This is a genomic window from Streptomyces sp. NPDC050619 (assembly GCF_040654815.1).
Lineage (GTDB): Bacteria > Actinomycetota > Actinomycetes > Streptomycetales > Streptomycetaceae > Streptomyces.
In genome coordinates this window covers 1-18,599 of sequence record NZ_JBFAIR010000079.1, presented here as the reverse complement: position 1 = coordinate 18,599, position 18,599 = coordinate 1, and the positions used below count along the sequence as shown (strand labels likewise).

At 72.2% G+C, this 18,599-nt stretch carries 15 protein-coding genes and 3 pseudogenes; 9 read left to right on the top strand and 9 right to left on the bottom strand.

From position 1 onward, the window contains the following. Positions 1–4,235, bottom strand: a 4,235-nt coding sequence (locus AB0I77_RS52130) for a beta-ketoacyl synthase N-terminal-like domain-containing protein (protein WP_363290070.1), incomplete at its 3' end; no start/stop codon positions are given. A 438-nt stretch (positions 4,236–4,673) separates the two neighbouring features. Continuing rightward, positions 4,674–5,089 (bottom strand): annotated as a pseudogene (locus tag AB0I77_RS52125) (IS5 family transposase); the annotation flags it as partial. Between the two features lie 4 nt (positions 5,090–5,093). On the opposite strand from AB0I77_RS52125, the pseudogene AB0I77_RS52120 reads away from it, so the two are divergent. The 5 genes and pseudogenes from AB0I77_RS52120 to hemC form a co-directional block, all read left to right on the top strand. After that, positions 5,094–5,479: pseudogene (locus AB0I77_RS52120) on the top strand (DNA-binding response regulator); the annotation flags it as partial. Between the two features lie 193 nt (positions 5,480–5,672). Further along, the gene (locus tag AB0I77_RS52115; RefSeq protein WP_363290069.1) at positions 5,673–6,653 is read left to right on the top strand and encodes an ATP-dependent DNA ligase; all 981 of its coding nucleotides are present in this window, start codon (positions 5,673–5,675) and stop codon (positions 6,651–6,653) included. A 143-nt stretch (positions 6,654–6,796) separates the two neighbouring features. Further along, positions 6,797–7,573, top strand: coding sequence for an NPP1 family protein (locus AB0I77_RS52110; RefSeq protein WP_363290068.1), 777 nt, complete (start codon positions 6,797–6,799; stop codon positions 7,571–7,573). 102 nt (positions 7,574–7,675) lie between these two features. Further along, positions 7,676–8,007: pseudogene (locus tag AB0I77_RS52105) on the top strand (hypothetical protein); the annotation flags it as partial. A 341-nt stretch (positions 8,008–8,348) separates the two neighbouring features. Beyond that, entirely contained in the window at positions 8,349–9,284 is a 936-nt protein-coding gene (gene hemC, locus AB0I77_RS52100) for a hydroxymethylbilane synthase (RefSeq protein ID WP_363290067.1), read from the top strand. Between the two features lie 21 nt (positions 9,285–9,305). Here the strand turns inward: hemC and AB0I77_RS52095 are convergent, their stop codons facing one another. From AB0I77_RS52095 to AB0I77_RS52080, 4 genes are all read right to left on the bottom strand, one after another. Further along, complete coding sequence (locus AB0I77_RS52095) at positions 9,306–9,827, bottom strand: hypothetical protein (RefSeq protein WP_363290066.1); 522 nt, start codon at positions 9,825–9,827, stop codon at positions 9,306–9,308. A gap of 190 nt (positions 9,828–10,017) precedes the next feature. Then, entirely contained in the window at positions 10,018–10,878 is an 861-nt protein-coding gene (locus tag AB0I77_RS52090; protein WP_363290065.1) for an ABC transporter permease, read from the bottom strand. Beyond that, positions 10,838–11,698, bottom strand: a complete 861-nt coding sequence (locus AB0I77_RS52085) for an ATP-binding cassette domain-containing protein (RefSeq protein WP_363290064.1) — start codon at positions 11,696–11,698, stop codon at positions 10,838–10,840. Before AB0I77_RS52085 ends, AB0I77_RS52090 begins: the two co-directional genes overlap by 41 nt. Beyond that, positions 11,695–12,150, bottom strand: coding sequence for a MarR family transcriptional regulator (locus AB0I77_RS52080; protein ID WP_363290072.1), 456 nt, complete (start codon positions 12,148–12,150; stop codon positions 11,695–11,697). Before AB0I77_RS52080 ends, AB0I77_RS52085 begins: the two co-directional genes overlap by 4 nt. A 304-nt stretch (positions 12,151–12,454) precedes the next feature. Between AB0I77_RS52080 and AB0I77_RS52075 the strand changes: the two genes are divergently transcribed. Further along, positions 12,455–13,246, top strand: coding sequence for an RNA polymerase sigma factor SigF (locus AB0I77_RS52075; protein ID WP_363290063.1), 792 nt, complete (start codon positions 12,455–12,457; stop codon positions 13,244–13,246). Positions 13,247–13,291: 45 nt separating this feature from the next. Here AB0I77_RS52075 and AB0I77_RS52070 read toward each other — a convergent pair whose 3' ends face one another. Beyond that, positions 13,292–13,624: an ANTAR domain-containing protein gene (locus AB0I77_RS52070; RefSeq protein ID WP_363290061.1), complete on the bottom strand. Its 333-nt coding sequence runs from the start codon at positions 13,622–13,624 to the stop codon at positions 13,292–13,294. A 166-nt stretch (positions 13,625–13,790) separates the two neighbouring features. Here AB0I77_RS52070 and AB0I77_RS52065 point away from each other — a divergent pair, with 166 nt between their 5' ends. Continuing rightward, positions 13,791–14,594, top strand: coding sequence for a VOC family protein (locus AB0I77_RS52065; protein WP_363290060.1), 804 nt, complete (start codon positions 13,791–13,793; stop codon positions 14,592–14,594). Between the two features lie 15 nt (positions 14,595–14,609). Here the strand turns inward: AB0I77_RS52065 and glgX are convergent, their stop codons facing one another. Further along, a complete protein-coding gene (gene glgX, locus AB0I77_RS52060; RefSeq protein WP_363290059.1) occupies positions 14,610–16,751 on the bottom strand; it encodes a glycogen debranching protein GlgX in 2,142 nt (713 codons plus the stop codon). Next, on the bottom strand, positions 16,748–17,260 hold the full coding sequence (locus AB0I77_RS52055) for a pep a2 (RefSeq protein ID WP_363290058.1): 513 nt from the start codon (positions 17,258–17,260) through the stop codon (positions 16,748–16,750). Before AB0I77_RS52055 ends, glgX begins: the two co-directional genes overlap by 4 nt. Before the next feature lie 302 nt (positions 17,261–17,562). Between AB0I77_RS52055 and AB0I77_RS52050 the strand changes: the two genes are divergently transcribed. Together AB0I77_RS52050 and AB0I77_RS52045 are read left to right on the top strand one after the other, a co-directional pair. Continuing rightward, a complete protein-coding gene (locus AB0I77_RS52050) occupies positions 17,563–17,865 on the top strand; it encodes a DUF5133 domain-containing protein (protein ID WP_363290071.1) in 303 nt (100 codons plus the stop codon). A gap of 75 nt (positions 17,866–17,940) precedes the next feature. Further along, positions 17,941–18,599 (top strand): maltotransferase domain-containing protein (locus tag AB0I77_RS52045; RefSeq protein WP_363290057.1); only part of this gene is annotated, 659 nt, incomplete at its 3' end.

The following is an 18,599-nucleotide window of genomic DNA, read 5'->3' as shown; positions in this document are numbered from 1 at the left end:
GCATCCAACCCCCGCCGCGAAAGCAACACCAACTCCCGCACCCCGTGCACCCGCACCAGATGCCGAGCCACCACCGCACCCAAACCACCCGTACCGCCCGTCACCACCACGGCACCCGAACCGGCCCACTCCACCCCCGCACCCCCCGACCGACCGGCACGCACCAGCCGGGGAACGGTGACGCGGCCGTCGGTGAGGGCGATCTCCCGTTCGCCGCTGTCGAGGGCGTGGCGCAGCCGTGTTCCGTCCACGGGCTCCGCGTCCAACACCAACAGGCCTATGCCGCCCGGGTGTTCGGACTCGGCGGCCCTCAACAGGCCGCAGACGGCGGCCGTCGCGGGGCGGTCGTCGCGGAGGACCACCACCAGGCGGGGGGCGCGAAGGCGCTCGTCGTGCCGCCATTGGCGGACCAGGTCGAGGGCCCGGGAGGCGAGGGTGTGGAGTTCGGTTACGGGGTCGGTCTCCGCCGGGTCGGCCATGAGGGGGGCCAAGACCACGTCGGGCAGCGGTGTCGCGTCCGCGAGTTCGGTGAGATCGGCGTAGACAGGTACGGGCGCGTCGCCGAGGGCGTCGCTGATCTCCCGGGCGAGCGGGGCGTCGGCGGGGGCGGCGAGCAGGGCGGGGCGACCCTCGGAGAAGGCCGTCTCGGGGGCCGGGATCCAGTCGACGCGGTACAGGGTGTCGGCGGCGATCGCGGGGCCGGGGCGAGCGGCGTCGCGGGGGCGGGTGGTGAGGGCGTCCACGGTCAGGACGGGGGCGCCCACGGGGTCCACGACGTCGATCGCGACGGTGTCCTCGCCCTGCGGGGTGATGCGGGCGCGCACCTTTGTGGCGCCGGTGGCGTACAGGCCGACGCCTTCCCAGGCGAACGGCACGCCGAGTCGGCCGTCGCCGCCGTGGGCGATGGCGTGGAGCAGGGCGTCCAGCAGGACGGGGTGGAGGGCGAAGCCCGCGGTGCGGTTGACCGCGGGGAGTTCGGCCTCGACGTAGAGGTCGCTGTCGCGGCGCCACAGGGAGCGCAGGCCGCGGAAGGCGGGGCCGTAGGTGAAGCCGTGGTCGGCGAGGGCGTCGTAGGCGCCGTCGAGGGGGACGGGTTCGGCGCCGACGGGAGGCCACGGTGTGGTGTCGAGGGCCGGGGGTGTGTCGGTTTCCGTGCCGGGGCTGAGGCGGCCCGTCGCGTGCGCGGTCCAGGGGTGGTCGTCGCGACCGTCGGGGCGGGCGTAGATGGTGACGGGGCGGTGGCCGGAGGCGTCGGGGCCGCCGACGAAGGTCTGGATCTGGACGGCGCCGTGCTCGGGCAGTTCGAGCGGGGCCGGGAGGGCGAGTTCGGCCACGCGGTCGCAGCCGAACTCGTCGCCCGCGCGCAGGGCGAGTTCCACGAAGGCGGCGCCGGGGAGGAGGACGCGGCCGTCGATACGGTGGTCGGCCAGCCAGCGGTGGGTGGCGAAGGACAGGCGGCCGGAGAGCAGGGCGCCGTCGGAGTCGGCGAGGGACACCGCGGCCCCGAGCAGGCCGTGTTCGGCGGGGGCGAGGCCGACGGTACGGACGTCCCCGGCGCCGCCGACACCCGCGGCCGGCCAGTGCCGGCGGCGCTGGAAGGCGTAGGTGGGGAGATCGATGGGGTGGGCGGGGGTGTCGGCGAAGTAGCGCGTCCAGTCGACGTGGACGCCGGTGGTGTGCAGGGCGGCGAGGGCCGTGGCGAGGGCGGTGGTCTCGGGGGTGTCCTCGCGCAGGGTGGCGAGGGCGACGCCGTCCTCGGGTGCCGCCTCGGGGACCAGGCCGGTGAGGACGGCGTCGGGTCCGAGTTCGAGGAAGGTGCGGACGCCGTGCCCGGCGAGGGCGCCGAGGCAGTCGGCGAAGCGGACGGTCTCGCGGACGTGGCGGACCCAGTAGTCCGGGTCGCACAGGTCGTCGGGGGTGGCGAGGGTGCCGGTCAGGTTGGAGACGAGCGGGATGCGCGGCGGGTGGAAGGAGATGCCGGACAGCGCCTGCGCGAAGTCGGCCAGCATCGGCTCCATCAGCGGCGAGTGGAAGGCGTGGGAGACCCGCAGGGGTGTGGTGCGGTGCCCGTCGGTGGCGAGTCGTGCGGCGATTTCTCCCACGGCGTCGGCGGGCCCGGACAGGACCACGGAGGCGGGGCCGTTGACGGCGGCCACGGCGACGTCGGCGGTGAGGTACGGGCGTACCTGCTCCTCGGACGCGCGTACGGCGGTCATGGCGCCGCCCTCGGGGAGGTCGGCCATCAGCGAGGCCCGGGCGGTGACCAGGGTGCAGGCGTCCGCGAGGGACAGCACGCCGGCCACATGGGCGGCGGCGATCTCGCCGATGGAGTGCCCGGCCACGAAGTCGGGCCGCACGCCCCAGGATTCGAGGAGGCGGAAGAGCGCCACCTCCAGGGCGAAGAGGGCGGGCTGGGCGGTGCCGGTGTGGTTCAGGGCGGATGCGTCGGTGCCCCACATGGCCTCGCGCACACCGGGCGGCAGCAGGGCGAGCGCCTCGTCGAGGGCGGCGCGGAACGCCGGGAAACGGTCGTACGACTCGCGGCCCGCGCCGAGGCGTTGGGCACCCTGGCCGGAGAAGAGGAAGGCGGTGGGCGTGTCGGTCGCGGTGTGCCGCAGCAGGCCGGGGACGGGGGTGCCGTCGGCGAGGCTGGTGAGGGCGGCCGTGACGGTGGCGGGATCGGCGGTGACGAAGGCGGAGCGGTGCTCGAAGGCGGTGCGGGTGGTGGCGAGTGCGCGGGCGAGGGCGTCCACCCGGGGCGGTGTGTCGGCTCGGTCCAGGGCGGTGCGCAGGCGGGCCGCCTGGTCGGCGAGGGCCTGCGGGGTGCGGCCGGACAGGACCAGCGGTACGGGGGCGGGCGCGGGGGCGGGGTCGGGGGCGTCGTCGGCGGGGGCCTGTTCGATGACGGCGTGGGCGTTGGTGCCGCTGATGCCGAAGGAGGAGACGGCGGCGCGGCGGGGCTGCCCGGTCTCGGGCCAGGGGGTGTTGCCGGTGACGAGGCGTACCGTGCCGTCCGACCAGTCGACGTGGGTGTTGGGCTCGTCGACGTGCAGGGTGCGGGGCACGATGCCGTGCCGGATGGCCTGCACGGTCTTGATGACGCCTGCGACGCCCGCGGCGGCCTGCGTGTGGCTGAGGTTGGACTTCACCGAGCCGAGCAGCAGCGGGCGTTCGGCGGTGTGTGCGCGGCCGTAGGTGGCGAGCAGGGCCTGGGCCTCGACGGGGTCGCCGAGGGTGGTGGCGGTGCCGTGTGCCTCGACGGCGTCGATCTGGTCGGCGGAGAGGCGGGCATTGATCAGGGCCTGCTCGATGACGCGTTGCTGGGAGGGGCCGTTGGGCGCGGTGAGGCCGTTGCTGGCGCCGTCCTGGTTGACGGCGGAGCCGCGGACGACGGCGAGGACGCGATGGCCATTGCGGCGGGCGTCACAGAGGCGTTCCAGCAGCAGCACGCCGACGCCCTCCGACCAGCCGGTGCCGTCGGCGGAGTCGGCGAAGGAGCGGCACCGCCCGTCGGCCGAGAGGCCACCCTGCCGGCCGAACTCCAGGTGGGTGGAGGGCGTGGACATGACGGTGACGCCGCCGGCGAGGGCGAGGGCGCACTCGCCGGTGCGCAGGGCGTGTGAGGCGAGGTGGAGGGCGACGAGGGAGGAGGAGCAGGCGGTGTCGACGGTGAGGGCCGGTCCGGTCAGGCCGAGGGTGTAGGCGATACGGCCGGACAGGACGCTGCCGGCATTGCCGGTGAGATGCAGGCCCCGGGCGCCGTCCTCCGCTCCGGCGCGGTACTCCTGAGCCATGGCGCCCATGAACACGGCGGTCTCGCTGCCGCGCAGGGCCGTGGGGTCGAGGTGCGCGGACTCGATGGCTTCCCAGGTGGATTCGAGCACGATCCGCTGCTGGGGGTCCATGGCGACCGCTTCGCGCGCGGAGATACCGAAGAACTCGGCGTCGAAGTCGGTGGCGTCGTGCAGGAAGCCGCCCCCCGAGGCGGCGGCCGAGACCGCGTCGAGGTCCCAGCCGCGGTCGTCGGGGAAGGGTCCGATGCCGTGTCCGCCGTCGACGAGCAGGTCCCAGAGGCCGTCGGGGTCGCTCACCCCGCCCGGGTAGCGGCAGGCCATGCCGATGATGGCGACGGGCTCGTGGGCGGCGGCCTCGAGTTCCTGGACGCGCTGCCGGCTGTGCCGCAGGTCGGCGGTGGCCCGCTTCAGGTAGTCCCTGAGCTTGTGTTCGTTGTTCATCTCAAGTCACCTCGACAGCGGTTACCGATGCGGGATGTCTTCGGCTCGGCGGGGCCGGTGTGGTCACGGACCGGGCGGCTGCCCGCGGGCCACGGGCGCGGGCACGCGAGTGCACGCGGAGGGCGGCCGCCCCGGGGGACGGGCGGCCGCCCCGTCGGAGTGACCTGGGCCGGGACCCGGGTCGGTATGCGGGGGCGTCGGCTCAGGTCAAGCGGGTTCTCTCGGGTTCTCTCGGTTGCGACACGGCGAAAGTCTCGGTCCGGCGGGACGGGAAAATCCCTAGTAACGCCGCTGTGGTGGGCCCACGTTGAGGTAACTGGGGCAGAACCCACGCAAGTGCGCTCACGCGAGGCGAGGTGCCCGCCACGGCGAGGATCTGCTCCGTGTCGTCGACGGGCGGGTAGATCCACAGCCCGTTGATCCGCTCTGACAAAGGCGTTGGACGTGGCGGTGGGTGATCAGGCAGACGGCGAGGCCGAGGATCGCTTCGTGGATGTCGTCGCGTCGTTCCCAGCGGATGCGCAGGCGGCGGAAGCCGTGGAGCCAGTCGATCGTGCGCTCGACGGCGTAGCGGAAGTGCTCAGGCCGGTGCCGTGTGGCTGGCCTCGCTCCGCGATCACGGGGCGGATCCCGCGCTGCCGGAGCAAGCTGCGGTACTTGTCGTGGTGGTAGCCGCGGTCGGCCGGCAGGGCGTCCGGCCGTCTGCGCGGTCTGCCGATCCGGCCCGCGACGGCCGGGATCTTGTCGAGCAGAGGCAGCGGCTGGGTGACGTCGTTGCGGTTTCCGCCGGTCAGCGACACCGCGAGCGGGATGCCCTGCCCATCGACGATGAGGTGGTGCTTGCTGCCCGGCCGGGCGTTCGAGATCGACGAGTACGTGGCTCAGGCGCTGCGGGCCGGTGCGAGCGGCTTCCTCGGCAAGGACGTCACCGCCGAGGTGCTCCTGGCCGGGATCCGGACCGTGGCGGCCGGCGACTCGTTCCTGTCCCCCGGCGCCACCCGCACGCTGATCACGCGCTTCCTGGCGGCTCCGGTCCTGGGCACCCGGCTGGCCGCTGCCGAGGACCTCGCGCCCCTCACCACCCGCGAACGGGAGGTGAGGGCATAGGTCGCCGAGGGCCACCCCAACGAAGAAAGATGGGCGCGCGCGACCGGGCCCAACTCGTCGTGACGGCCTACCAGACGGGCCTGGTGCAGGCCGTGCCGCCGACCACGGAGCGCTCCGACGTCCCGGCCCTGTCTTGACGTCCGCCACCGGGTCGGCGCCGGGACGGGACGACCCGGTGGGGCAACGGCCAGGTGCTGCGGGCCGACGGGGCCGTCGGCTGGCCGAGGCTCCTCTCCCGCGAGGGCCGCGAGAGGGCCGCGGACGGCGCCGTTCAGGGGAAACCCGCGGGTAGCGCGCGTGGCGGCGGGCCGCGCCGTCGACAACTGACCCGTGAGCCTCCCGCTGATCCCTCCCATGCTGGCCACGCCCGGTACCCTGCCGCCCCGGGCGCAGGACGCGCGCTGGGCGTACGAGACCAAACAGGACGGCCAGCGGGTGGTGGTCTATCTCGCCGGAGACGGCAGCGTGGTCCTGCGCGCCCGGTCGGGGGAGGTCGTCACCGTCGCGTATCCCGAGCTGCTGCCGCTGGGGAGCGCGCTCGGCGCCACCCCCGCGGTGCTGGACGGTGAGGTACTGGCACTGGACGAACAGGGGCACGCCGACTTCCAGTTGCTCCAGTCCCGCATGGGCCTGGTGCAGGCACCCGGCAGGGCGGCGCGCATGGCGTCGGAGGTCCCCGCACATCTCGTGCTGTTCGACGTGATGCACCTCGGCGGCCACTCCCTCCTCTCACTCCCCTACGCCCGGCGCCGCACACGGTTGGAGGAGCTGGGTCTGGCCGGTCCCCACTGGTCGACTCCCACCGCGCTCGTCGGTCATGGCGAGCAGGCCCTGTGGGCGACCCGCGAACACGGCCTGGAGGGCCTGGTCTGCAAGCGGCTGGACTCGGTGTACGAGCCCGGGGTCCGCTCCCGGGCCTGGATCAAGATCCGGAACATGCGCAGCGAGGATGTCGTCGTGGGCGGCTGGCTGCCCGGCAAGGGACGGATCACGGGACTGCCGGGCGCCGTGCTGGTCGGTCAGCGGGCCGCGGGGCGCCTGCGCTACGTCGGCGGTGTGGGTACCGGCTGGAGCGAGGCCGAGCGAGAGCATCTCGCCGCGCTGCTGCGGACCGCCGAGACGGAGGTGTGCCCCTTCGACCCGGTCCCGGCGGTGGCGGGCGCGCACTGGGTGCTGCCCCGGCTGGTCGGCGAGGTCCGCTACAGCACCCGTACCCGGGCCGGGATGCTGCGTCAGCCGTCCTGGCTGCGGCTGCGGCCGGACCTCGCGCCCGAGGAGTCGGCGGCCGACCTGCCGGACGACCTGGTCTGACATCCCGTCACGATCCAACTGTTGGGACGGTTGTAACCGGAGAGACGTGTGCGACCTCTTGGCGCGGACATGAAAAGCGGGGAAGCTGAACTTCCTTGCCCCCCACAGCCGTTGGGCTGCGCCCGCACCAAGAGGAGGACGCAGTGTCGTCACCGTCGTTCAAGGCGCACCGCAGGAGATGGCTCACCGGCCTGGCCGGCGCCGCCGCCCTCGTCGTCGCCTTCCCCACCGCCGCCTTCGCCGCTCCGCCGCAGGCACTCCCCGCCAACGCGGAAGCCGCCGAGAAGACCTATCTGCCGGCCTTCGACTACGACACGGACGGCTGCTACCCCACCCCCGCCATCGGCCCCGACGGAACGGTCAACGGCGGCCTCAACCCGTCCGGCGCCCTCAACGGCGAATGCCGGGACGCCTCGGACCTCGACAACACCAACAGCTACTCGCGCTACAAGTGCAACAACGGCTGGTGCGCCTACATGTACGGCCTGTACTTCGAGAAGGACCAGGCGGTCGCGGGCAGCGGCCTCGGCGGGCACCGCAACGACTGGGAGCACGTCGTGGTGTGGGTGCAGAACAACCAGGTCAAGTACGTCTCGACGTCCAACCACGGTTCGTACACGGTGACCGCGGCGTCCGGCGTCCGCTTCGACGGCACGCACGCGAAGGTCGTCTACCACAAGGACGGCGCCAGCACGCACTGCTTCCGCCTGGCGGGCTCGGGCGACGAGCCGCCGGAGAACCACAAGGGCACCTGGCAGTACCCGCCACTGGTCGGCTGGAACGGCTACCCGGCGGGCCTGCGCGACAAGTTGAGCGCGTACGACTTCGGCAGCGCCAACTTCTCCCTGAAGGACGCCAACTTCGCGAACGGCCTGGCGTCGGCGAAGCCGTCCGGGATCACCTTCGACCCCAACGCCTGAACGGGCGACGGGATGCGGCGCGAGACGTAGGACCCACGCACCCCGGGCTTTACGTCCCGCGCCCGATCCCGGCCCGCCCATGGGCAGCATGGCGTCCCGCACATGGACGCCAGCGACACCGGCGTCACAAGCGATACGAACGACACGAGCGGGCACCTCGAAGAAGCGCTGGTACGCCTGCACGCATCGGGCCCGGAGCGCCTGGGCCGGCTCGGCAACCACGCCCCCATGGTCGTCGAGGTGCTCGCCATGCGCGGCCACGCGGACGCCGTGCACCCCTGGCGGGACCTCCACCGCGCGAGGCTGGAGGAATTCCCCGACCGCGTGGCCCCCGTCACGGACCACAACTGGCCCTCGGCGCTGGGCGATCCGCGCCGGGCCGGGCCGCCGACTGGATCGGCTACTTCTCCCGCGCCCTCGCCGAGCACCCGTGGCTCCTGCGGGGTGCCGTCGTGCATGAGCGGGTTCGGCCGGGACGCGGTGAGCGCCGTACTGCCGGCGTTCGGCCGCGGCGGACCGGCCGGGGTCACGGCGACGGGCCCACTCCTCGACCGGTATCCGCGCGGCACGTTCCTGGTCGGGGGATTGCTGACGGTGCCGGCCTGGCCCGCCAGCGCCGAGGCGCACGGCCGTCGGTGGCACGGGAACTCCGTGGACATTCGCGGAACCGGCACCCCGTGAGGCCCCACGGATCACGACGAGGAGGCTTCCCCGTCGGTGGGGAGTCGGGCAGTAGTGCACGGATGCGTCGTCCCGAGGGTCTATCGTGTTCGGCATGTCCGTGCCCGAGCTGATCCGTATCGTCTCCCGCGACTCTCCGATGGCGCTCGCCCAAGTGGCGCGGGTACGCGCCGAGTTGGCCATACTCCACCCACAGGTGCGCACCGAGGTCGTGCCGGTGAAGACGACCGGTGACAAGTGGATGGGTGATCTGTCCCAGGTCGAGGGCAAGGGGGCGTTCACCAAGGAGGTCGACGCCGCGCTGCTGGCCGGCCAGGCGGATCTCGCGGTGCACTGTGTCAAGGACGTGCCCGCCGACCGTCCGCTCCCGGCGGGCACGACGTTCGCCGCGTTCCTCAAGCGGGACGACATCCGCGACGCCCTCGTCCACCCGGGCGGCCTCACCCTGGACGAACTCCCGGCCGGGACCCGGATCGGCACCTCCTCGGTGCGCCGGGTCGCCCAACTGGCCGCCACCCACCCGCACCTGGACTGCGTGCCGTTCCGCGGCAACGCCAACCGGCGGCTGGAGAAGCTGGCCGCCGGTGACGCCGACGCGCTGCTGCTCGCGGTCGCCGGTCTGGAGCGGATCGACCGGCGCGACGTGATCACCGAGGTGCTCTCCCCCGAGACGATGATGCCGCCGATCGGCGCGGGCATCCTCGCCCTGCAGTGCCGGGAGGGCGACAGCGAACTGATCGACGCCATCAGCGCGCTCGGCCACCCGGACACCCATCGCGAGGCGAGTGCCGAGCGGATGTTCCTGCACGTCCTTCAGGGGCACTGCAACAGCCCGATCGCCGGGTACGCGCACGTGGACCGCAGCGGCGAACTGTCCCTGCGCGCCTGCGTGTTCACCCCGGACGGCAAGACCCGGCTCAACGCCCACGAGTGGGCCGGCCGGCTCGACCCGGCCACGCTGGGCACGTCGGTCGCCGTGGCCCTGCTGCGGCAGGGCGCCCGCGAGATCATCGACGGCATCCCGCACTGAGGCGAACCGGGGCCGGGCGCGTCAGGCGGTGCCTTCCTCCGCCTGGTCCCGCAGGAAGTTGCTCACCTGGCACGCCAGGCCGTCCGGCACCGCACCGGTGGGCGCACCGACGGCCCCGTCGTGCAGCCCGATGCCACCCGACCACATCCGGCGGTCGGCCCATTCCTCGTCGACGCGCAGCTGGATCTGGACGTCCACCTGGGCCAGCGACGCCTCCGGTCCGGCGGCGTACAGCACGGCGGTCGCCCGGCGCAGCGGGTAGACGTCGAAGCCCTCGATGAACTGCGAGTTCCGCCAGTCGATGAAGGCGCCCTCCCCGTCGGGGCCGATGCGCACATCGATCTGGCCGTCCTCCAGGTGGATCTCGAAGTGCCGGCTGCCGCGGTTCTCGACGGTCACGCGCACACTGAAATAGGCGAGTCCCTCGGCAGCGTCGTCCCGTCCGCGCGGCGGCTCGGCCGCCTCCAGGCGGTGGACGCGGACACGCAGACCGGCATGCTCGTCGTACTCCTGCCAGTCACCGACCACGTTCGGCTCGTACACAGTCCACCTCTCGACCTCAGAGAGCTGCTTCCTATCTGTGTGCTCAGCGCACTGTCAAATGAGTGGAACGCCCTGTGGCCAGCGAATTCCTCCTCTTGATCGCTGATCAAGCGCTGCGCAGGAAGAATCCGCCGACCGAGCGGACGGCCGCGTTCAGGCGCGTGCCGCACATCACTCTCCGGCCGCCTGATCAGCGGGCCAGCCGGCCCAGGAGGGAGGAGGCCGCGGTGATGCCGAGCGCGGCGGCCACGAGCAGCACCGCGAAGTCGAGCGCGAGGTGCGCGGGGGTGCCCAGGAGCAGGCCGCGCAGGGCGTCGACCTGATAGCTGAGAGGGTTGACCTTGCTGACCGCCTGGAGCCAGCCCGGCATGACGGACAGCGGGTAGAGGGCGTTGGAGCCGAAGAACAGCGGCATGGTGATCGCCTGGCCGATGCCCATCAGCCGGTCCCGGCTGAGCACGATGCCGGCGATGGTCATCGACAGACAGGAGAAGAAGACGGACCCGAGGATCACCGCCCCCGCGACGCCGAGCAGCTTGAGGGGGTTCCAGGTCAGCGCCACGCCGAGCAGGGCGGCGATGACGATGACGACGACGGCCTGGATGAGCGACTTCACCCCGGCCGCGAACGCCTTGCCGGTGATCAGCGCCGAGCGCGGAGTCGGCGTGACCAGGAGCTTGTTGAGGACGCCGGCGTCGCGCTCCCAGATGATCTGGATGCCGTAGAAGATGGCGATGAACATCGCGGACTGGGCGATGATGCCGGGCGCCAGGTAGTCGATGTAGGGGACGCCGGGGGTGGGGATCGCCTTGATGCGGGTGAAGGTCTGACCGAAGATCAGCAGCCACAGGGCCGGCTGGACCGCCCGCGTGTACAGCTCGGTGCGGTCGTGGCGCAGCTTCTGAAGTTCGACGGCGCACATCGCCACGACCCGCGCGGGCAGCAGCCGCCAGCCCGCTCGGGGCCGGGGTGGCTGGAGCAGCAGGCCTATGCCGTTCTCGCGGGCACGGTCAGCCGACGCGGTTGGCGGTGCGGCGGGTGCTTCGGACATCGCGGAAATCTCCTGACTGGTCGTCGAGACCGCTGCCGGCGATGTCGCGGAACACGTCCTCCAGCGTGGGCAGCGGGTCCGTGGCCGCCGCTCCCGCGGCGCGCCGGCGTTCGCCGAGCCCCTCCCTGAGCTCGACCGGGGTGCCGAGTGCCCGGATTCGGCCGCGGTGCATCAGGCCGACCCGGTCGCAGTACTGGTCGGCCTCGTCCATGTAGTGGGTGGTCACCAGCACGGTCATGCCGGTGGCCGCGCGGACGGCGTTGATGTGCTCCCACACGCCCGTCCGGGCGATCGGGTCGAGGCCGATGGTCGGTTCGTCGAGGATCAGCAGGCGGGGCGCGCTGACCAGGGCCTGCGCGAGTTCGAGCCGGCGGATCATGCCGCCGGAGTAGGTGCCGGCGAGCCGGTCGGCGGCGTCGGTGAGGCCGACGGCGGTCAGGGCCTGGCCGACGCGTTCGGCGCGTTCGCGGCGGGCCACGTCGAAGACCCGGGCGAACAGGGCGACGTTCTCCCGGCCGGTGAGGCCGGCGTCGGCGGACAGCTGCTGGGGCACGTAGCCCAGGAGGCGCCGTACGGCCATCCGGTCCCCCGCCGTGTCGTGGCCGAAGACGCGGACCATGCCGGCGGGGACCGGCAGCAGCGTGGTGATGCAGCGGATGGCCGTGGTCTTCCCGGCGCCGTTGGGTCCGAGCAGCCCGAACACCTCGCCTTCCCGCACCGACAGATCGAGCCCGTCCACGGCGTTGGTCTCGCCGAAGGCGTAGCCGAGCCCGGTGCACGTGACGGCTTCGGCCTGCTGGGTGGCGGCGTCCCGCGTCATGACTGATCGGCCTCCTCGCGCAGTTCGACGACCAGCTTCCGCAGAGCCGGGATCGCCTCGCGCAGCGCGTCCTGGTCCACCTCGTCGAGCCGGGCCACCCGACGTCGTACGAGGTCGGCACGGCGCTTGCGCCACTCGCTCAGCCGGGCCTCGGCCGCGGGGGTCGGCAGCAGTCGCGCGGCCCGCCGGTCGGCCGGGTCCGTCTCGCGGGTCAGATAGCCCTGGCGGGCCAGCTGGTTGACGAGCGTCGACACCGAGTTGCTCGCCAGGTACAGATCCTTGGCGGCGTCCGAGATGCCGATGCCGGGCTGTGCCACGACCAGGCGCAGCAGCTCCACCTCGGCGCCGCGCAGCCGCGGGTCGGGCATCTCCCGGCGCAGTCGGCGCCGGATCAACCGCTGGACACCGACGAGCGCGTCGGCCAGCTCTTCCGGGAAGGTCTCTTGTCCCACACCATCGAGTTCCACATCGTCGCGTTCCACATCGTCGAGATTACCTCTGTAGCAGAGGTAACAACCCCAATGGATGGTCAAGGGCGCAGGTGACGGTCATGAATTCCGATGATTGCACCATCTGTCCGTATTGCTAAAATTGTTTCGTTCCGCCCGTCCCCGGGAAAGCGCATTTCAGTGCTTCGGACAGGAGGCACAGTCCGTGGGAGCCGGCCGGCCGGGCCCCCGGGTGTCCTCCGCGAGGCCCGTGCCCGCGCTTCCCATGGTGTCTGTCATCCAGCACCTGCTGAGGGAGGCACGCAGCATGCCTGTCACTGGCAGAACGAAGCCGCACCCGCACGACGACGCCCCCGACACCGCAAAGGACTTCGAACGGCTTGCTCGGATGCCCGCCGGGCCCCAGCGCAAGGCGCTGCGGGACGAGCTGGTCGAGGCGTGGCTGCCCATGGCCGAACGGATCGCCGTCCGGTTCCGGGGCCGCGGCGAGGCCCTGGAGGACCTGTACCAGGTGGCCGCTCTCGGGCTCGTCAAGGCGGTCGACCACTACGACCCGGCCCGGGGCTGTGCCTTCGAGGCGTACGCCGTGCCGACCGTCACCGGCGAGATCAAGCGGCACTTCCGTGACCACATGTGGACGCTGCACGTGCCGCGCCGGGTCCAGGACCTGCGCAACCGGGTACGGCAGGCCGCGAAGGAGCTGTCGCAGACGACGTCGGGGCGGGCTCCGACGGTGGCCGAGATCGCCAAGCACGCGCGCATGAGCGAGGCCGAGGCGCGCACCGGCATGGAGGCGCTGGAGTGTTTCTCGGCGCTGTCGCTGGAGGCCGAGATGCCCGGCACCGACGGATACGCCCTGGGGGACGCGATCGGCGGTCCGGACCCGCGCTTCGACACGGTCGTCGACCGGGTGGCCGTCAGACCCTGCCTGGAGGCGCTCCCGGAGCGCGAGCGGACCATCCTCTATCTGCGCTTCTTCGGAGGCATGACACAGAGCCGGATCGCGGAGCAGCTCGGCATCTCGCAGATGCACGTCTCGCGGCTGCTCAGCGGCTGCTTCGACCGGTTGCGCGAGGAGATCCTCACCGAGGCCCGCTGAAGCGAGGATCGCCGAGCCGGGGATCGCTGAGCCGGTCCGCCGCCGTCACTCCGGCGCCGCTCCCGGGATCTGCGTGGGGCCGTAGCGGTCGAGGGCCTCTTCCAGCTCGACGCGGATCTCCGGGGGCATCTCCCCGGCGCGCCCCCAGATGAGGATCAGTTCCGCCACATTGCGGAGCTTGATGTTCGTGTGCTGGGAGACGTCCTTCAGTACTTCCCAGCCCTGGTCAGGCGTCACTCTGCCGAGCGCGACGACCATGCCGATCGCCTGGTCCACGACGGCGTGCGAGGCGACGGCTTCCTTGAGCTGGTCGACCTCTTCCTGGAGCCGGAAGATGTGGTCCGACTCGTCGGCGGGCTCGTGCGGTACTTGGGACACGCCTCCATCCTGTCACTCGTCCGGGCGCGCGCCACCGGACGGGACGCGGACAGGCCACCGTTTCGCCGCCACCACCGGGGTACTCGGCAGGCGCCCCGAGCGGTTCCGGTCGGACACTGGTACGAGACCCATGGCCCCCGGCCGACGAGAGCAGGACAGGACTGTCATGAATCACGACGTGCGACCCCCCAGTGCCACGAAGGATGTCCTGTCCACGCACTCCGTGTTCGGCGCGCCCTGCTGGGTGAGCCTGACCAGCCGGGACGTGGAGACGACGGAGGCGTTCTACGCGGCCGTGCTGGGCTGGCAGTGGCAGTCGCTGAAGCTCGGTGACCGCTTCCGGGTCGCGGTGGCGGACGGGACACCGGTGGCCGGGATCGCCGCGGTCGCCACCATGTGGCACATGGCGGTGGCCTGGACGCCGTACTTCGCCGTGTCCAGCGCCGACGAGGCCGCGTCGCGGGCGCAGGAGCGCGGAGGCACGGCCGCGGTGGGTCCGCTGTCCTTCCCGCCCGGGCGGGCGGCGCTGCTGGCCGACCGGGACGGTGCGACCTTCGGGATCTGGGAGGGCGAGCTCGTCGCCGACTGGGAGAGCTGGCGCCAGGCCCAGCCGGCCTTCATCAAGCTCCACACGCGCGACGCCTTCGACGCCGCCATCTTCTACGGCGAGGTCCTCGAATGGGCGTCGGACCGCCCCGGCTGCTGCGAGGTCCACTACGAGGGCGGCGAGGTCGTGCTGCGCAGCCGCGGCGTCGTGGTCGCGCGCATCGAGTCGGGGGCGGCGGATTCGGCTCCCGACCCGGGGGTCCGCCCGCACTGGCAGGTCCACTTCACAGTCTCCGACGTGACCTCCTGCGCGCGGGCCGCGGAGGTCCACGGCGGCAGCGTGCTGTCGAAGGGCAGCGGGGAGGCCGTACTGCGTGACCCGGACGGCGCGCAGTTCACGGTGACCTCGCGCCGCGAGCGGTAGGGCGCGCTCTGAGCCTCACTTCGCGGTACGGGACGGCCGCGAGAGCAGTACCAGGCTGCGGGATACGACCGTCAGCGCCGTGCCGGCCTTGTGCTCCGACTCGTCGGCGCCCTGTGGCTCGGCGGTGTCGATCAGCGTCGTCCAGCGTTCGCCGTACGTGGGGTCCGGCAGGCGGAACTCGACCGGTTCCCAGTAGCCGTTGAGCAGGAGCAGGAAGGAGTCGTCCACCACGGGCCGCCCGCACGGGTCGGGTTCGGCGATGGCGTCTCCGTTGAGGAAGACGCCGACCGAGTGGGCGTCGGAGCGCTGCCAGTCCGCGTCGGTCATCTCGCGCGCGTCCGGGAGCAGCCACACCAGGTCGGGCAGCGGCTGTCCGGCGTGCGTCACGGTCTCGCCGCGGAAGAAGCGGCGCCGGCGCAGCACCGGGTGGGCGGCGCGCAGCCCGATGACGTACCGGGCGAAGTCCCTCAGCGCGTCCTGCTCCCCGGTCGGCCGCCAGTCGATCCAGGAGACTTCGTTGTCCTGGCAGTAGGCGTTGTTGTTGCCGCGCTGGGTGCGGCCGAGTTCGTCGCCGTGGCAGAGCATCGGGATGCCCTGCGAGAGCAGCAGTGTGGCCAGGAAGTTGCGCTGCTGGCGGGCGCGCAGCTCCAGGACGGCCGGGTCGTCGGTGTCGCCCTCGGCCCCGCAGTTCCAGGAGCGGTTGACGCTCTCGCCGTCCCGGTTGCCCTCGCCGTTGGCCTCGTTGTGCTTGTCGTTGTACGACACGAGGTCGCGCAGGGTGAAGCCGTCGTGCGCGGTGACGAAGTTGACGCTGGCGCGCGGACGGCGCCGGCTGTGCTGGTACAGGTCCGCGGAGCCGGTCAGCCGGGAGGCGAACTCGCCGAGCGTGTGCGGCTGGCCGCGCCAGAAGTCCCGTACGCAGTCCCGGTACTTGCCGTTCCACTCCGACCACAGCGGCGGGAAGTTGCCCACCTGGTAGCCGCCCTCGCCCACGTCCCACGGTTCGGCGATGAGCTTGACCCGGCTGATCACCGGGTCCTGCTGGATCAGGTCGAAGAACGCCGACAGCCGGTCCACCTCGTGGAACTGCCGGGCCAGCGTGGCCGCGAGGTCGAAGCGGAAACCGTCGACGTGCATCTCGGTCACCCAGTACCGCAGCGAGTCCATGATCAGCTGGAGGACGTAGGGGTGGCGCATCAGCAGGCTGTTGCCGGTGCCGGTGGTGTCGTAGTAGTGCCCCCAGTCGCCGTCCACCAGCCGGTAGTAGGAGGCGTTGTCGATGCCGCGGAAGGACAGCGTCGGTCCCTTCTCGTTGCCCTCGGCGGTGTGGTTGTAGACGACGTCCAGGATCACTTCGAGCCCGGCCTCGTGCAGCGCCTTCACCATCGACTTGAACTCGGTGACCTGCTGGCCGCGGGTGCCGTGGGCGGCGTAGGCGTTGTGCGGCGCGAAGAAGCCGATCGTGTTGTAGCCCCAGTAGTTGGACAGGCCGCGGTCCGTCAGCACGCCGTCCTGCACGAACTGGTGGACCGGCATCAGTTCGAGGGCGGTCACGCCGAGCGAGGTCAGGTGCTCGACGACCGCCGGGTGGGCCATACCGGCGTAGGTGCCGCGGAGTTCGGGCGGGACCTCGGGGTGGGTGCGGGTGAGTCCCCGTACGTGCGCCTCGTAGATCACACTGTCGGCGTACGGCCGCCGTCGCGGCTGGTCCTCGCCCCAGTCGAAGGCCGGGTCGGTGACCACCCCGAGCATGGTGTGCCCGGCGCTGTCGAAGCGGGACGGGCCGTCCGCCGTGCGCTCGAAGAGCGAGGCGTGGTTGTCCACCTGCCCGTCGACCGCCGTGGCGTACGGGTCGAGGAGCAGCTTCTTCGGATTGCACCGGTGGCCGAGGGCCGGCTGCCACGGGCCGTGCACCCGGTAGCCGTAGCGCTGCCCCGGGCCGATCCCGGGCAGGTAGCCGTGCCACACGAAGCCGTCGACCTCGGTCAGCGGGAAGGTGCCGCGCCTGCCGTCGTCGTCGACGAGGACGAGGTCGACGCGTTCGGCGACCTCGCTGAACAGCGCGAAGTTGGTGCCCTTCCCGTCGTGGGTGGCGCCCAAGGGGAAGGGGTGCCCGGTACAGACGGGCACCCCTTTCCGGCGCGGTCGTGCGGTCACCGGGCGTCCTCCAGGACGCCATCCGCGGTGCTCTCCGGGCCGGCCAGGGCCGCGACGCGTACCTCCCGGGGCACCTGGAGCACCTCGCGCAGTCTGGGCGCGGGGGCCGTGGGCACGAGCGGGACGCGTTCGCCGGCGCGGGCGCGCTGCGAGAACCAGATGACCTTGCTGCCGGTGCCGGTGGCACAGCAGCCCCACCCGTCGCTCATCGCGGCGATGCGCTCCAGGCAGCCGCGCAGGTCCTGGTCCGGGCGCAGGTCGCAGTCGTTCTCACCGATGGCGGTGATGAGGTGCTGGCCGTTCCACCACATCTCGATCGACGTGGTCTTGTCGGTGGCGTGTTCGTCGATGGCTTTCAGCAGCAGTTCGGTGCCGTGGCAGACGGGCTCGACCAGGTTCTCCAGGTCCCAGTACCGGAGGTGAGCGGCCAGGATGCGCCTGACCTGCCCGACCCGTTCCGGGCTGACCTCCACGTCGAGGTGGTAGTAGCAGGGCGATGCGGTCTTCATGGTCGTTGGCTCCTCACCGGCGAAGCTCTCGCTTCCCCTCGCCCCCTGCGGGACCCATGGGCCCCCAACACGAAGCGTGAGCACTGATCGCTTCTGAGTCACCTCAAGGGTGCGGGTGCTACGCCATTCGTGCAACACGAGCGCACAGAGGGGTGGTTGAAGCTCCAACAAGACGCCGAGTCGTGACGCGTGCACCATGTGTGAAGACCTCGATGCCCGTAACGGATCGGTGCGTGTCCGCGCACGGCCGCCGCCCGACGGTCGGGAGACGTGCCATCGAGCCCTGGAAGGTGAACGGCACCATGCTGCTACCGGCCAAAGCCGAAGTCGCCCGGCACCTGCGGCGGTACCGGGCGTGGGAACGCATGATGCTCGCGGCCCCCGCCGACCGCGGGGTGCGGGCCACCTTCGAAGACGCCGGCTACACCCTCTGCGTGCTGATGGGGAAGCGCTGTGCGCGGGAGGCCGCGAACGCCGCCGAACGCTATCTGCGAGCCGGCCTCGTCTCCTACCTCCGGGAGGAGACCGAGCGACGGCCCGGCAGGCGCGCCGGCACCAGGCGGGGCCCGCCGGCACCGGACCGGCGTTCCCCCGCGCGGAGGTAGACCCTTCCGGCGCAGCTTTCCTTCCCCGGCCCGGCCACGGGCCCGGCCCAGTCGAGCACGGCGGAGGTGTTCCACATGAGTTCGATCCCGGCCATCGGCCGCATCCCGGTACGGGACGTACACCCGGCCGTGGACAGCGGCAGGCGTCCGGCGAAGGCGGTCGCCGGGGAAACCTTCGAGGTCACCGCGACCGTGTTCCGCGAGGGGCACGACTCGGTCGCCGCCAATGTCGTCCTGACCGACCCCGAGGGCAGGCACGGCCCGTGGACGCCGATGCGGGAGCTGGCCCCGGGCACCGACCGCTGGGGCGCCGAGGTGACCCCGGACGTCGAGGGTCACTGGACCTATCGTGTGGAGGCCTGGAGCGACCCGCTGTCCACCTGGCGCCGTACGGCCCGTATCAAGGTCCCGGCCGGCATCGACACCGGACTGGTTCTGGAAGAGGGCGCCGACCTGTACGAACGGGCCGCAGCCGGGGTACCGCAGGGTCCGGCGCGGGCGGCGCTGCTGGCCGCGGTGGCGACGTTGCGGGACGACTCGCTGCCGGTCGCGACCCGGCTGGCCGCGGCGTTGACGCCGGAGGTGGACGCGGTGCTGGCCCGGCATCCGCTGCGGGAGCTGGTGACCGCCTCGCAGACCCTGCCGCTGCTGGTGGAACGCGAACGCGCCCTGTACGGCTCCTGGTACGAGTTCTTCCCCCGCTCCGAGGGGAGTGCCGACCACCCGCACGGCAC